The 13,411-nt window shown below is 65.6% G+C and carries 16 protein-coding genes; 10 read left to right on the forward strand and 6 right to left on the reverse strand.

What is annotated here, in order from left to right; all coding sequences use genetic code 11:
- Genes ltp2 through AC5Y36_RS20475 form a run of 6 tightly spaced genes read right to left on the reverse strand, consistent with a single transcriptional unit; the run spans position 1 to position 5,985 of the window.
- Positions 1-1,167, reverse strand: a complete 1,167-nt coding sequence (gene ltp2 / locus AC5Y36_RS20450) for a 17-hydroxy-3-oxo-4-pregnene-20-carboxyl-CoA lyase (protein ID WP_500042831.1) — start codon at positions 1,165-1,167, stop codon at positions 1-3.
- Between the two features lie 18 nt (positions 1,168-1,185).
- Positions 1,186-1,587 (reverse strand): MaoC family dehydratase, encoded by a 402-nt coding sequence (locus AC5Y36_RS20455; protein ID WP_500042785.1) that lies wholly within the window; start codon positions 1,585-1,587, stop codon positions 1,186-1,188.
- The gene (locus AC5Y36_RS20460; protein WP_500042786.1) at positions 1,584-2,552 is read right to left on the reverse strand and encodes a bifunctional MaoC family dehydratase N-terminal/OB-fold nucleic acid binding domain-containing protein; all 969 of its coding nucleotides are present in this window, start codon (positions 2,550-2,552) and stop codon (positions 1,584-1,586) included. Before AC5Y36_RS20460 ends, AC5Y36_RS20455 begins: the two co-directional genes overlap by 4 nt.
- Complete coding sequence (gene fadE29 / locus AC5Y36_RS20465) at positions 2,549-3,712, reverse strand: acyl-CoA dehydrogenase FadE29 (protein WP_500042787.1); 1,164 nt, start codon at positions 3,710-3,712, stop codon at positions 2,549-2,551. The genes AC5Y36_RS20460 and fadE29 overlap by 4 nt, the downstream gene beginning before the upstream one ends.
- Positions 3,697-4,710, reverse strand: coding sequence for an acyl-CoA dehydrogenase family protein (locus tag AC5Y36_RS20470; RefSeq protein ID WP_500042788.1), 1,014 nt, complete (start codon positions 4,708-4,710; stop codon positions 3,697-3,699). The genes fadE29 and AC5Y36_RS20470 overlap by 16 nt, the downstream gene beginning before the upstream one ends.
- A gap of 27 nt (positions 4,711-4,737) precedes the next feature.
- Positions 4,738-5,985, reverse strand: coding sequence for a cytochrome P450 (locus tag AC5Y36_RS20475; protein WP_500042789.1), 1,248 nt, complete (start codon positions 5,983-5,985; stop codon positions 4,738-4,740).
- Positions 5,986-6,157: 172 nt separating this feature from the next.
- On the opposite strand from AC5Y36_RS20475, the gene AC5Y36_RS20480 reads away from it, so the two are divergent.
- The 10 genes from AC5Y36_RS20480 to AC5Y36_RS20525 all read left to right on the forward strand — a co-directional run bounded on the left by AC5Y36_RS20480 (position 6,158) and on the right by AC5Y36_RS20525 (position 13,318).
- Positions 6,158-7,321 carry a steroid 3-ketoacyl-CoA thiolase gene (locus AC5Y36_RS20480; RefSeq protein WP_500042790.1) on the forward strand — a complete coding sequence of 388 codons (1,164 nt, stop codon included), beginning with the start codon at positions 6,158-6,160 and terminating at the stop codon, positions 7,319-7,321.
- Between the two features lie 7 nt (positions 7,322-7,328).
- A complete protein-coding gene (locus AC5Y36_RS20485; protein WP_500042791.1) occupies positions 7,329-7,706 on the forward strand; it encodes a DUF8021 domain-containing protein in 378 nt (125 codons plus the stop codon).
- Between the two features lie 25 nt (positions 7,707-7,731).
- Positions 7,732-8,184 carry a nitroreductase family deazaflavin-dependent oxidoreductase gene (locus AC5Y36_RS20490; protein WP_500042792.1) on the forward strand — a complete coding sequence of 151 codons (453 nt, stop codon included), beginning with the start codon at positions 7,732-7,734 and terminating at the stop codon, positions 8,182-8,184.
- Positions 8,185-8,196: 12 nt separating this feature from the next.
- Positions 8,197-9,147 carry a histidine phosphatase family protein gene (locus tag AC5Y36_RS20495; protein WP_500042793.1) on the forward strand — a complete coding sequence of 317 codons (951 nt, stop codon included), beginning with the start codon at positions 8,197-8,199 and terminating at the stop codon, positions 9,145-9,147.
- A 115-nt stretch (positions 9,148-9,262) separates the two neighbouring features.
- Entirely contained in the window at positions 9,263-10,474 is a 1,212-nt protein-coding gene (locus AC5Y36_RS20500; protein WP_500042794.1) for a sodium-dependent bicarbonate transport family permease, read from the forward strand.
- Between the two features lie 187 nt (positions 10,475-10,661).
- Positions 10,662-11,318 carry a TetR/AcrR family transcriptional regulator gene (locus AC5Y36_RS20505; protein WP_500042795.1) on the forward strand — a complete coding sequence of 219 codons (657 nt, stop codon included), beginning with the start codon at positions 10,662-10,664 and terminating at the stop codon, positions 11,316-11,318.
- Positions 11,319-11,672: 354 nt separating this feature from the next.
- A complete protein-coding gene (locus AC5Y36_RS20510) occupies positions 11,673-12,101 on the forward strand; it encodes an MmpS family transport accessory protein (RefSeq protein WP_500042796.1) in 429 nt (142 codons plus the stop codon).
- A gap of 59 nt (positions 12,102-12,160) precedes the next feature.
- Positions 12,161-12,508, forward strand: a complete 348-nt coding sequence (locus AC5Y36_RS20515; protein ID WP_500042797.1) for a hypothetical protein — start codon at positions 12,161-12,163, stop codon at positions 12,506-12,508.
- 104 nt (positions 12,509-12,612) lie between these two features.
- On the forward strand, positions 12,613-12,891 hold the full coding sequence (locus tag AC5Y36_RS20520; protein ID WP_500042798.1) for a DUF732 domain-containing protein: 279 nt from the start codon (positions 12,613-12,615) through the stop codon (positions 12,889-12,891).
- 40 nt (positions 12,892-12,931) lie between these two features.
- Complete coding sequence (locus tag AC5Y36_RS20525) at positions 12,932-13,318, forward strand: DUF732 domain-containing protein (RefSeq protein ID WP_500042799.1); 387 nt, start codon at positions 12,932-12,934, stop codon at positions 13,316-13,318.
- Positions 13,319-13,411: the final 93 nt, after the last annotated feature.

The raw sequence follows: 13,411 nt of genomic DNA on the forward strand, positions 1-13,411 counted from the left end.
TCAGCCCAGGATCAAACCCGACGTCGGGACGCCGGTGCCGGCGGTGACCAGCACATGCTCGACGCCGTCGACCTGGTTGACCGAGGTGCCGCGCAGCTGCCGGACCCCTTCGGCGATGCCGTTCATGCCGTGGATGTAGGCCTCACCGAGCTGTCCGCCGTGGGTATTGATCGGCAACCGGCCACCGAGTTCGATGGCGCCGCCGGCGATGAAGTCCTTCGCCTCGCCGCGGCCGCAGAAGCCGAGCTCTTCGAGCTGCAGCAGTGTGTACGGGGTGAAATGGTCGTAGAGGATCGCGGTTTGGATGTCGGCGGGCGACAGACCCGATTGTGCCCACAGCTGGCGACCGACCAGACCCATCTCGGGCAGCCCGAGTTCGTCGCGGTAGTAGGAGTACATGGTGAACTGGTCCTCGCCGGAACCCTGGGCCGCGGCCTCGATGACCGCCGGCCGATGCTTGAGGTCCTTGGCCCGTTCCGGGGTGGTGACGACGATCGCCACCCCGCCGTCGGTCTCCTGACAGCAGTCCAGCAGTCGCAGCGGCTCGGCGATCCACCGGGAATTCTGGTGGTCCTCGATGGTGATCGGCTTACCGTAGAAATGCGCCTTGGGGTTGGTCGCGGCGTGCTTGCGATCGGCTACCGACACCGCCCCGAAATCCGCGCTGGTCGCGCCATATTCGTGCATGTAGCGTTGAGCGATCATCGCCACCGACGCAGCCGGAGTACTCAAACCGTGCGGGTAGCACCAGCTGTACTCCACACCCCGGGAATCGGCGTTGACGGTGAGGCCGGTCATCACCTGGCCGAACCGGAACTCCGAGCGCTCATTGAAAGCTCGGTAAGCCACCACCACTTCGGCCACGCCGGTGGCCACCGCCAGCGCCGCCTGCTGCACGGTTGCCGCGGCCGCACCGCCGCCGTAACCGATCTGGGAGAAGAACGTCAGCTCCCCGATCCCGGTGGAGCGGGCAACGGCGGTCTCCAGGTTGGAGTCCATCGTGAACGTGACCATGCCGTCGACGTCGGCCGGGGTCAGGCCCGCGTCGTCGAGCGCGTCCAGCACCGCCTCGGCAGCCAACCGCAGCTCGCTGCGCCCGGAGTCCTTGGAGAAGTCGGTGGCACCGATACCGGCGATCGCGGCTTTTCCGGACAGCTCGCGGGACATCCCTGACGTCGCCGACATCTACGCATCTCCGATCGTCAAGGTCGCGTTGGCGATGACATGGTCGCCAAGGCTGTTGCTGCCCACCACTTTCAGAGTGATCAGCCCGTTCTCGACCGCCGTCACCTCGCCGGCGAAGGTCACCGTGTCGTAGGCGTACCACGGCACACCCAGGCGCAGTCCGATCGAACGGATCCGCGCTTGCGGGCCCGCCCAATCGGTGATGTAGCGCTGCACCAGGCCGGTGTCGGTGAGGATGTTGACGAAGATGTCTTTGGATCCCTTGGCCTGCGCCTTGTCCCGGTCGTGGTGCACATCCTGGTAGTCGCGGGTGGCGATCGCCGTCGAAACGATGAATGTCGGGTCGCCGTACAGCTTGAGTTCGGGCAGCTTGGCGCCAACCTCGACAGTAGGCGCGCTCATGCTCGCGGCTCCCAGGCGTACAACGTCCAGGCGGGCCCGGTGTCGCTGGCGGGGAAGTCGATAAAGGTTGCGCTAACCGGCATTCCGATCTCCACAGTGGCGGGGTCGACGTCGCGGAGCTCGCCGAGCATCCGCACACCCTCGTCGAGTTCGACCAGGGCGATCACGAAGGGCAGGGTGCGGCCGGGCACCTTCGGGGCGTGGTGCACCACGAAGCTGAACACCGTGCCGGTCCCGGCGGCCACCACGTAGTCGGTCTGCTCGGTCTTGTCGAGCCAGACGGCGGGCACCGGGGGATGCTGCAGGCTGCCGTCCGGTCGGCGCTGGATGCGCAGCTCGTGCGCGTTGACGCCGTCCCAGAAGAACTTGGAGTCGCGGGACGTCGCCGGCCGCATCAGCTTGTCGGGGTCGAGATCCTCGGGCACCGCGACGACGGACGTGTCGTTAGCGGCGGCGTCGCGGGGCACGAATTTCATCATGCGCCACATCATTTCGGCGACGTCCTCGTCACCGACCTGCCAAGCGATGCGCTGGGTGATGAAATAGCCCTCGCCCAAAGCGGTTTGCTTGGGACCGACGACATCGGTCAGCTCGGCGGTAACGCTGACCTCCTCGCCGGGTCGCAGGTAGCGATGGTAGGTCTGTTCACAGTTGGTGGCGACCACCCCGACATAGCCGGCGCTGTCGAACAATTCGAGGATCTTGCCGAGCGGGTCGTCGTCGGGCCGCACGCCGCCCAGACCCATCATGGTCCACACCTGGATCATCGCCGGTGGGGCGACGATGCCGGGGTGACCAGCGGCCACGGCGGCCGCCTCGTCGACGTAGATCGGGTTCTTGTCACCGATCGCGTCGACCCAGTGATGGATCATCGGCTGATTCACCGGATCACGGCCGACTCGTGGCTTGCTGCTTCCGGCCGCCTTGACCTTGTCGATCTCGACCTGCAGGTCTGGGGAGCTCATCGGGGCACCCTCGGCACCTTGAGACCGGAAGCGGCGATCATCTCGCGCATCACCTCGTTCACTCCCCCTCCGAATGTGATCACCAGGTTGCGTTTGGTCTGACTGTCCAGCCAGCTGAGGAGTTCGGCGGTGTCGGGATCCGCCGGGTTGCCGTACTTGCCGACGATCTCCTCGGCCAGCCGGCCGGCCCGCTGAATGCGTTCGGTACCGAACACTTTCGTCGCCGCGGCATCGGCGATGTCGATGGTTTCGCCCGCCGCGGCAACCTGCCAGTTCAGCAGTTCGTTGATCCGCCAGGTGGCGTGGAGTTCGCCGAGGGCCCGCTTGACGTCGTCGTGCTCGATCGGTGTGACGCCGTCGCCGCCGGGCCGTGCCGCCCAGTCGCGCACCCGGTCGTAGATGCCGGCGAATCGGCCGGCCGGTCCGAGCATCACCCGCTCGTTGTTGAGCTGAGTGGTGATCAGCCGCCAGCCGCCGTTCTCCTCGCCGACCAGCATATCGGCCGGGACGCGGACGTCGTTGTAGTAGGTGGCGTTGGTGTGATGCGCCCCGTCGGACAGGATCATCGGCGTCCACGAGTAGCCGGGATCCTTGGTGTCGACGATCAGGATCGAGATTCCCTTGTGCTTCACCGCGGTCGGATCGGTCCGGCAGGCCATCCAGATGTAGTCGGCATCGTGGGCGCCGGTGGTGAACACCTTCTGCCCGTTGACGATGTATTCGTCGCCATGCCGAACAGCGGTGCTGCGCAACGACGCGAGGTCGGTGCCCGCCTCCGGTTCGGTGTAGCCGATCGCGAAGTGCACCTCCCCGGCCAGGATCGCCGGCAGGAACTTCTTCTTCTGCGCTTCGCTGCCGAACACCTGCAGGGTAGGTCCGACGGTCTGCAGCGTGACGGCAGGCAGCGGCACCTCGGCCCGGTGAGCTTCGTTGACGAAGATCTGCTGTTCGATCGGGCCGAAGCCCAGTCCACCGAACTCCTTGGGCCAGCCCACACCGAGCTTGCCGTCGGAGCCCATCCGCTTGATGACCGTCCGGTAGGCCGCATTGTGCCGGTCGGATTGCATCGCCTTGGCCTCGTCGGACGAGATCAGGTTGGCGAAGTACTCCCGCAGTTCGGCTTGCAGCTTGCGCTGCTCAGGTGTCAGATCGACGAACATTGCGCTCCTACCAAATCAAGACGATACGAGGGCCCACCCAGGACGCGGGTCAGGTCCTTGATCGAGGAGAAGTAGCGATCCATCGGGTAGTCGACGTCCATACCCATGCCGCCGTGCAGATGATGGCAGATCTGCATCACCGGCGGGGCCTGCGACGTGATCCAGTAACCGAGCACAGCCAGGTCGTCATCGGAGTCAAGGCCCTCGGAAAGCCGCCACACCACCGACGTCGCGGCCAGGGTCAGCGTCCGCGAGGCGATGTAGACCTCGGCGAGCTGGGCGGCGACGGTTTGGAAGGTGGACAGCGGCTTGCCGAATTGCTCACGGCCACCGACATAGTCGGCGGTCAGCCGCAGCGCCCCCGCGACCAGGCCGGCGGCGAAGGCACCGATCATGGCCAGCGCCAGCTGATTGACCCGAGGCGCGGAAGCGCCGTCGAGCACGGCGTCGACCTCGGCGTCGGTGAATACCACCACGTACTCGTCGGATCCGTTGGACGTCGGCGTCTTGGTCACCGCGACGCCGTCGGCGCGGGCCGACACCACCGCGACACCGCTGTCGGCGGTCACCAGAATCCACTCGGCCTGGTCGGCGTAGGGAACACCGACCTTGGTGCCCGACAGTCGATTCCCGGCCAGCGTCACGCCCGGGCGCTCCGGCAGGGCAGTGCCCTGCTCGTTGAGCGCGGCGGTCAGCACCGCGCCCTTGGCCACACCGGCCAGGTAGCGGTCCTGCTGCTCGTCGGAGGCCAGGTCCAGCAGCGGCAGCACACCCAGACCAAGAGTCGCCAGCGCCGGGCTGATCGTGCCGTGCCGGCCGATCTCGGTGAGCGCGGTCGCTACCTCGGCCAAGCCGACGCCGTCACCGCCAAGACGTTCCGGCACCGGCAGTGCGGTCACACCGCCGGCGACCAGCGCGTCCCAGCTGTTGTCCCGATCCAGCACCGACGTGACCACGTCGGCGACAGCCTGCTGTGTCGGATCTGGAGTGAAATCCACCCAAATCTCCTTAACGTAGTGAGAAACCTAGTGGGCCACCGGGCATTTGCCGGTGTAGTCCATCGGCCAGTGCTTGATCGCGTTGAGCCAGCCCGAGCGCAGCCGCTCCGGCTGGGCCAGCGGCGCCAGGTCCGGAACATGGTCGGCGACCGCATTGAAGATCAGGTCGATGGTCAACCGCGCCAGGTGTGTCCCGATGCAGTAGTGCGCGCCGGTACCGCCGAATCCGACGTGCGGGTTGGGGTCGCGCAGGATGTTGAAGTTGAACGGGTTCTCGAAGACCTCGTCGTCGAAGTTCGCCGAGCGGTAGAACATCACCACCCGCTGGCCCTTCTTGATCTGCGCCCCGGACAGCTCGTAGTCCTCCAGCGCGGTGCGCTGGAAGCAGATCACCGGGGAAGCCCAGCGGACGATCTCGTCGGCGGCGGTCTGCGGGCGCTCCTTCTTGAACAGTTCCCACTGCTCGGGGTGTTCGGCGAACGCGATCATGCCGTGGGTGATCGAGTTGCGGGTGGTCTCGTTGCCGGCCACCGCCAGCATCACCACGAAGAAGCCGAACTCGTCGTCGGAGAGCTTCTCGCCGTCGATGTCCGCGTTGATCAGCGTGGTGACGATGTCCTCGCCCGGGTTCTCCGCTTTGGCGGCGGCCAACTGCATCGCGTAGGTGATCAGCTCGACCGAGGAGGCCTGCGGGTCGATGTCGGCGTATTCGGGGTCCTCGCTGCTGGTCATCTCGTTGGACCACTGGAACAGCTTGTCGCGGTCCTCCTGCGGCACCCCGAGCAGCCCGGCGATCGCCTGCAGCGGCAGCTCGCACGACACCTGTTCGACGAAGTCGCCGGAGCCGGCGGCGGCCGCTTCCTTGACGATCGCCTGGGCGCGCTCGTGCAGCTCGTCGCGCAGCCGGTTGATGGCCCGCGGGGTGAACCCGCGGGAGATGATCCGGCGCAGCCGGGTGTGGTGCGGCGCGTCCATGTTGAGCATCACGAACCGCTGAACCTCGATGTTCTCCCGCTGCATGTCGTCGGGGAAGCGCGGGATCACGCCGTTCTCGTAGCTGGAGAAGACGTCGCTGCGCAGCGACACCTCCTTGACGTCGGCGTGCTTGGTGATCGCCCAGTAGCCGCCGTCGTGGAATCCGCCGCCTTTGCCAGGGGCTTGCTCGACCCACGTCACCGGCGCCGTCTTGCGGAGCAGGGCGAACTCCTCGTCCGGCACGCCCTCAACGATGACGTCGGGGTTGAGGAAGTCGAATCCTTGGGGAAGGCTGGACATGACGGGACTCCTGCTCGTTTGTATCGCTGCGGAACTCTCATAGAACCACTGGAACTCATCGCACCACTGGACGACGTGTTCTAGTGCCAGTAAAACATGCCTCCACCGCAGACAAAAGGCGCGAGACGATCCTCGCTTGTCAGAGTAATGAAACGTGTTCTAGCCTGGCCGCATGGGTAATCCTGTCATCGTCGAAGCCACCCGCAGCCCGATCGGCAAGCGGAACGGGTGGCTCTCAGGTCTGCATGCCACCGAACTGCTGGGCGCGGTCCAGAAGGCGCTGGTCGAGAAGGCCGGTATCAACCCCGGCGAGGTCGAACAGGTCATCGGCGGCTGCGTGACGCAGTTCGCCGAGCAGTCCAACAACATCAGCCGGGTGGCCTGGCTGACCGCGGGTCTACCCGACCACGTGGGCGCCACCACCATCGACTGCCAGTGCGGCAGCGCTCAGCAGGCCAACCACCTGATCGCCGGGCTGATCTCGGTGGGCGCCATCGACGTCGGCATCGCCTGCGGGATCGAGGCGATGAGCCGGGTCGGGCTGGGCGCGAACGCCGGCCCCGACCGCGCCGCCATCCGGGCCGCGTCGTGGGACATCGACATGCCCAACCAGTTCGAGGCCGCCGAGCGGATCGCGCAGCGCCGGGGCATCACCCGCGCCGACATCGACCAGCTCGGCTTCGACTCCCAGCGCAAGGCCAAGCAGGCCTGGGCCGAGGGCCGGTTCGACCGCGAGATTTCCCCGATCACCGCACCGGTGCTCGACGAGAACAAGCAGCCGACCGCCGAGTTGGCGCCGGTGACCCGCGACCAGGGTCTGCGGGACACCACCCTGGAGGGCTTGAGCCAGCTCAAGCCGGTGATGGAGGGCGGCATCCACACCGCCGGCACGTCGTCGCAGATCTCCGATGGTGCCGCCGCGGTGCTGTGGATGGATGAGTCCGTGGCACGAGCGCAAGGCTTCGTTCCCAGGGCCCGGATCATCGCGCAGGCCAACGTGGGCGCCGAGCCCTACTACCACCTGGACGGCCCGGTGCAGTCGACCGCGAAGGTGCTGGAAAAGGCCGGCATGAAGATGGGCGATATCGACCTGGTCGAGATCAACGAGGCCTTCGCCTCGGTGGTGTTGTCCTGGGCGCGCGTGCACAACGCCGACATGGACCGGGTCAACGTCAACGGTGGTGCGATCGCGCTGGGCCACCCGGTGGGCAGCACCGGCAGCCGGCTGATCACCACCGCCCTGCACGAGCTGGAGCGCACCGACCAGTCCACCGCGCTGATCACCATGTGCGCCGGCGGGGCGCTGTCGACCGGCACCATCATCGAGCGGATCTGAGCCGTCCATGGCGTTTTCCGATGCGGACCGCATCGCGGCCGCCCTGGCCTATATCAACGCGCTGGTCAGCCATCAGGCCGACGACGTTCCGTTCGCCCCGGAATGTGTCCGCATCGAGGCCGGGCTGAAAACCGGCTTCTCCGGAGATCACCTGCGCCGCAGCCTGAACCGCGGGCCGCAGTTCCGGCTGATCGGCGCGGTGTCCACACCGGAGTTCAGCGTCGTCGGCGACGAGGTGCGGGCGAAGTTCGACGTGATCACCAAGCCGTCGCTGGCCGGCCGCCGGGTCTGCACGCACGTCGACGAGACCTTTGTGATTCCGGCCTCCGATGGCAGGATCCACCACATCCGGGCCACCATGCGTCCGTTCATCAAGCAGGACTAGCGAGCAGCACGAGTAGGGAGCCCCGATGGCCGACGCGCCACGCGCACTGAACGCCGCCGGCACCGGTGTCTTCATCAAATGGATGTCACGGATCAACGCCTGGGCCTATAAGGCGACGGGCGGCAGGCTCGGCGGTAGCTTCCTGCAGGGAGCGCCGGTCGCGCTGTTGACCACCACCGGTCGCAAGACCGGGCAGCCGCGGGTCAGTCCGCTGCTGTTTCTGCGTGACGGTGACCGGGTGGTGCTGGTGGCCTCGCAGGGCGGCCGCACCAACAACCCGATGTGGTACCTCAATCTCAAGGCCAACCCGGCGGTGTCGGTGCAGATCAAAAAAGAGGTGCTGACACTGACCGCGCGCGACGCCACCCAGGCCGAGCGGGACCGCTACTGGCCGGAGCTGGTCGCGATGTACTCCTCGTTCGACGACTACCAGTCCTGGACCGACCGGGTGATCCCGGTGGTGATCTGCGAGCCGTAGGGCCGGCCTGCGATGCCCACCCCGCGGCGACTCCGCTGCGGCGCTGCCGCGCTGCCCGCGGTCGTCGTGTTCACCGCCCCGGCGGCATGGGCCGCGGAGGCGATCACCCTGGACCTGGTGCGGCACGGGGAAGCCGGCGACAACCTGGTGATCAACAACGAGGTGCCGGGACCGCCGCTCACCGCCGACGGTTGGCGACAGGCGTACGACGTGGCGCACCTGCTGCAGGGTTACGGCATCGACGGCATCTATGCCTCTGCGATGACCCGGGCGCAGGAGACCGCGGACCCGTTGGCGACCCTGCTCGGCTTGCCGGTGCACGAGGTCCCCAGCCTCAACGAGATCGACGCCGGTATCTTCGCCGGGCTGCCGCTGAACGTGGCGGGCCTGCCGCTGGGGGCGGCCCTGTATGCGGCGGCTCCGATGTTGTGGACGCTCGGCTTGTATTTCGTCCCGCAGCTGGGCTCGGCCGACAGCAACGGGATGGTGTTCGAGGACCGCTTCAGCGACGCAATTGCAACGATCTACGCCGGGGCCGGCGGCGGTGATGAGGTCACCGACGCGGTGTTCTCCCACGAAGGGTCGATCGCGATCTGGGCGTTGATGAACGTCGACAACCCCGACTTCGGTCTCATTTTGAACGAGGCGCTGACCACCGGCGAGCTGCTGCCCTACACCGGCATCGTCGAGATCCGGGGCAACCCGGAGGACGGCTGGACCTTGGTCAGCTGGGACGGCCAGCCGGTACCGCAGGATCCCGGCCTGCTCACCGAGCTTTTCGTCGACCTGCGTGACTTCATCACCGCACCGCAGATGGCGATCTATCACATCGCCGAAGCCCTGCTCAGCGGCGATCCGACGACGATCATCGACGCGGTTCAGACCGGCGTCGACAACGTCGCAGCGGCAACGATGCAATTCCCGCTCGCGGTGTTCGAAGATCTGCTGGGCGCACCGTATTAATTCGAAGCTGACTGGCAGCGTCCCGATCGTCGGAGTTCAACCTGCGTTGTCATGCTGTTCACGCGTCGGGCATAGCGTCGCCTGGCCTCAATCGCTCGCCCTGAGGGAGACCTGAATGCTGCACGAGTTCTTGGAGAACTTCCTGCACAACCTCTTCAAGCCGTTGCTGCTGTTCTTCTACCTCGGGTTCCTGATCCCGCTGCTCAAGGTGGAGTTCGAATTTCCCTATGTGATCTATCAGGGACTGACGCTGTATCTGCTGCTGGCCATCGGCTGGCACGGCGGTGAGGAACTCGCCGCGATCGACGCGTCGAGCATCGGGCGAGTGATCGGCTTCATGGTGCTGGGCTTCTTCACCAACACGGTGATCGGGTTCGCCGCGTACTGGCTGCTGCGGCGGATGACGTCAATGCGGCGGGTCGATACCGCGACCGTCGCCGGCTATTACGGCTCGGATTCAGCCGGGACATTCGCCACCTGTGTGGGTGTGCTGACCGCCATGGGTCTGGCATTCGACGGTTATATGCCGGTGATGCTGGCGATCATGGAGACACCGGGCTGCCTGGTGGCGCTGTACCTGGTGGCGCGGTTGCGCCGGCGCGGGATGTCACCGACCGGCGTGATGCCCGACGAGCCCGGCTACGACCCGCACGCCACCCTGGAGCCGGCGGTGGTCGCCCCGTTGCACGACCCCGAGACGCCCCTCGAAGAGGCCATCGAGATGGAAGTCGAGATCGCGCTGGAGAAGCGTGAGCACACCGACTGGCGCGAGGTTCCACCGAATCCGACGCCGACCGCCTCCCCGGCGTTGATCCGCGAGGTGCTCCTCAACCCCGGCCTGTACCTGCTGTTCGGCGGCATCGCGGTCGGCTTCATCAGCGGGCTGCAGGGCGAGAAGGTGGTGCATGACGACAACACCTTCTTCATCACGGCTTTCCAGGGGGTGCTCAGCCTGTTTCTGCTCGAGATGGGTATGACCGCCTCCCGTAAATTGCGGGACCTGAAGTCAGCGGGCCGCGGCTTCATCTTCTTCGGTCTGCTGGCACCGAACGTGTTCGCGGTGCTCGGTATCACCGTCGCCCACACCTACTCCCAGCTCACCCACACTCAGTTCCAGCCCGGTAGTTACGTGCTGTTCGCGGTGCTGTGCGGCGCGGCGTCCTACATTGCCGTCCCGGCGGTGCAACGGCTGGCGATCCCCGAGGCGAGCCCCAGCCTGCCGTTGGCGGCGTCGCTGGGCTTGACGTTCTCCTACAACGTCACGATCGGGATCCCGGTGTACATCGAGGTCGCCCGGCTCATCACCGGGCAGTTCCCGGCCACCTGAGCCGCCGAGCCGGACACGGTCCGGGCGGCGCGGAGGACCACCTCGGAGCGCTCGCCGGCACAGTGAAGGCTGGTCACCCACCGCATACGCGATGGCCGTGATCCGGGGAGTTGTCTGCTGGCCAGGGTCGTCGGTGCCGGATGTATGCTCAAGAAGTGAAGTATTCACTTACCATGTTGAATGTCTGATGGAACCGAAATCACCACGGGGCCGCGCTCCGAATTCGAATCCCCAGCCACGCCTCTCAGCAGATGAGCGTCGAGAACAGATCATCGATTCTGCGCGCGCGGTCTTTGAACAGTCAGGTTTCGACGGCGCCCGCACCCGGGACCTTGCCGCAGCGGCCGGCGTGAACGAGGCCTTGCTGTACCGCCATTTCGACTCAAAGGAAGAGTTGTTCGAAGCGGCGGTTGCGGGCCCTCTGGAAGAAGCGGTCAGCAAACTGGTCGAGCTGTCGGGCGACCCCCCGGAGGTGTTCGATGACACTGGTGCCGTCATGCACCAACGCACCTATCAGTTCATCTACGACTTGCTGGGTGTCATGGAGGACATCGGGCCGCTCCTGGGGGTCATGCTATTCGGTCAAGCAGACCGCGCCGGGGAGTATTTCCGCAATCGTATCGACCCCTCCCTGAGAGAAGTCGAGCATGTCGTCGAGGCGAACCTTCCGGCGTGGCGGCACAAGGATTTCGATGTCAGCGTGCTGGTCCAATCGGTCGTTGGCATGACGTGGTTTCTCGGTACCGCGGACCGGCTGTGTGGGCGCAAGCGGGATCGAGCCGCAACGGCGGGAGCGATCACCTCGATGATCCTGGTGGGCGTGGGCGCCAACCCGGGCACCTGAACCAGACGCCGTGCGAACTCAACCTTTTCGACCAGGCCAGTTCGGATGCGACACGTAATGCCGCGGCCGACCTAACGAACGATCCGCCCCGAGCACTGCTCATTCGAGCGGACGGCAAGGCCTCTCGACTGGGGCTCATGTGCAGGTGTTCAAGGACCTGCGGGCGATGTGATGCTTGACACAGCCTTCTAGTAATCACATACTTATCAAATTGAGTTCTTGCACGCGATCGGACATTTTCGATGACAACGACCACGGCGAACAGACACGCGGCCAGCTCACACATGACAGCAGCAGGCTTCATGGAGTTGAAACCGTCACCGGAGCAGCCAATTCCGAGAAGGTCGTGATGCGATGATCAGCCAGATGACCCCTACGCGTGCACTCCGCGCGACGGTGTCGATACTGTCCGGCACGCTCCTTGGGTCCGCATCCGTGTGGAGTGCTCAGGTCGCCAACGCTGAGCCGCTACTACCGATGGTGCCCATCAGCTACGAAGTTTCCGGGACCGGCGCCGCGGCCTACGTCACCTACCAGACCACCCGTCAGGTGCAGCACAAGTGGGACGTCGACCTGCCGTTTTCTGACGAATTCTCCGACTGGGCGGACACCATAAGCGCCCGGCACTTCGTTCGCGCTGAAGGCGCTGCGCCAGGATCGATCACCTGTGTCATCAAAGTCGATGGACGCGTGGTCAATCAGAACACCGCGACCGGCAATCCACCGAAGGTGGCCTGTGAGACCGACGAGCCGTGCCCGCCCCGGCTCAGAAACAGCGGATGACGAGTCGTCGTCGAACCGGGTAGCCAGCCACGGTAGCCCGCAGGAGACAGGACAGGACCATGCATGCCCTCCCCCGTAAAACCGCACTCGTCGTCGGTGCAGTGGCCGCCAGCGTGGCTTTGGCTCCTGCCGCCCATGCGGACCCCGATTATCGCGACCCTTCGGTATACACCGACATGTTGACCCAGCACTACGGTAAACACATCTGCCAAGCTATCGACGTCAACCCTACGGTGGTCGGTCTGGCTGACGTTCATGACGCCATGTCACGCTGGTGGCCTTTCCTGTCCGACGCCGAACTCACCACCACGATGAATAAATCCATCGCGCGGTATTGCCCGGGCAACGCTTCCGCCCGTGACAGACCCGGGCCACCCCCGGCGCCTGGCCCGACAGGCCAGTGGTGAACCGAACCGTATCGGTCTACAACGTGGGGAAGGCGGCCTCATTTCTGGCGGCTCGACGTCGGCTACCGCGCGAGGAGAAGCGTTTAGTGAGACGAACAATCGCAATGGTTGTGCTGCCGGCGGCGGTAGTGTTCGCCCCTGCGGCACATGCGGATCAGGATCAGCAGTATCTCGATGAGTTGGAGCACTCGGGTGTGCGGGGTGTCGAGAGGTACACCGCCGTACGTGGTGGCTACGTGGTGTGCGACAACTTGCGCCACGGCATGGACCCGGGCGACGTCATCAGCAAAGTTGGCCTGTTCAATCGACCGTTCGCCCCGGCAATCGTCGCGGCTGCACAACGCCACTTGTGTCGCGACACCCTTGTTCACGGCGGGAACTAGTGATGGCGGCTGGCGCAGAAGCGACCGAAACGATATGCCGATGTCCGTCAGCGGGCTGGCAACCTACCGGGCCACAGCGAAGGGAATGGGCATGACGGGCACGAGCTGGTGCGGTCGGGCCGTCGTCGTTGCCGCGGCGAGCATCGTTCTGCTGCCGGCAGCACCGGCATACGCAGATGAGGACGGTTGGGTGCGCAACGGCTATATGACCGAACGCGAGTACAACTACCTGATGGAGTTGCGCGGGCAGGGCATCGCCACGCCATCGACGGCAGGAGCCTTGATCCAGGGCGGACACCTAATCTGTCTTCAGCTGCGCCGTAGCGTCTCACCGGGCGAACACGCGGAACGATACTTCCCAAAAGGAACCTTGCCTCCGATGGTCGCCGCAGCCCAGTCACATCTCTGCCCCGACACCCTCGATTAGGCGATCCTCGCACCCCAGTCTGTCGCCCCGGCCCGGCGGTCCGGAGTGTGGCCGATCCTGCGACCGCCCGGAAACGGGGCGAGCCCCGCGAGA

The organism is Mycobacterium sp. NGS50 (genome assembly GCF_059812545.1).

What these genes read in the sequence shown, in the direction of transcription:
- AC5Y36_RS20515 (WP_500042797.1), top strand. Translation starts at nt 12,161, where the DNA reads ATGCATGCCCTCCCCCGTAAAACCGCACTCGTCGTCGGTGCAGTGGCC.
- AC5Y36_RS20500 (WP_500042794.1), top strand. Translation starts at nt 9,263, where the DNA reads ATGCTGCACGAGTTCTTGGAGAACTTCCTGCACAACCTCTTCAAGCCG.
- AC5Y36_RS20485 (WP_500042791.1), top strand. Translation starts at nt 7,329, where the DNA reads ATGGCGTTTTCCGATGCGGACCGCATCGCGGCCGCCCTGGCCTATATC.
- fadE29 (WP_500042787.1), bottom strand. Translation starts at nt 3,712, where the DNA reads ATGTTCGTCGATCTGACACCTGAGCAGCGCAAGCTGCAAGCCGAACTG.
- AC5Y36_RS20480 (WP_500042790.1), top strand. Translation starts at nt 6,158, where the DNA reads ATGGGTAATCCTGTCATCGTCGAAGCCACCCGCAGCCCGATCGGCAAG.
- ltp2 (WP_500042831.1), bottom strand. Translation starts at nt 1,167, where the DNA reads ATGTCCCGCGAGCTGTCCGGAAAAGCCGCGATCGCCGGTATCGGTGCC.
- AC5Y36_RS20510 (WP_500042796.1), top strand. Translation starts at nt 11,673, where the DNA reads ATGATCAGCCAGATGACCCCTACGCGTGCACTCCGCGCGACGGTGTCG.
- AC5Y36_RS20520 (WP_500042798.1), top strand. Translation starts at nt 12,613, where the DNA reads ATGGTTGTGCTGCCGGCGGCGGTAGTGTTCGCCCCTGCGGCACATGCG.
- AC5Y36_RS20490 (WP_500042792.1), top strand. Translation starts at nt 7,732, where the DNA reads ATGGCCGACGCGCCACGCGCACTGAACGCCGCCGGCACCGGTGTCTTC.
- AC5Y36_RS20525 (WP_500042799.1), top strand. Translation starts at nt 12,932, where the DNA reads ATGTCCGTCAGCGGGCTGGCAACCTACCGGGCCACAGCGAAGGGAATG.
- AC5Y36_RS20475 (WP_500042789.1), bottom strand. Translation starts at nt 5,985, where the DNA reads ATGTCCAGCCTTCCCCAAGGATTCGACTTCCTCAACCCCGACGTCATC.
- AC5Y36_RS20505 (WP_500042795.1), top strand. Translation starts at nt 10,662, where the DNA reads ATGGAACCGAAATCACCACGGGGCCGCGCTCCGAATTCGAATCCCCAG.
- AC5Y36_RS20460 (WP_500042786.1), bottom strand. Translation starts at nt 2,552, where the DNA reads ATGAGCTCCCCAGACCTGCAGGTCGAGATCGACAAGGTCAAGGCGGCC.
- AC5Y36_RS20495 (WP_500042793.1), top strand. Translation starts at nt 8,197, where the DNA reads ATGCCCACCCCGCGGCGACTCCGCTGCGGCGCTGCCGCGCTGCCCGCG.
- AC5Y36_RS20455 (WP_500042785.1), bottom strand. Translation starts at nt 1,587, where the DNA reads ATGAGCGCGCCTACTGTCGAGGTTGGCGCCAAGCTGCCCGAACTCAAG.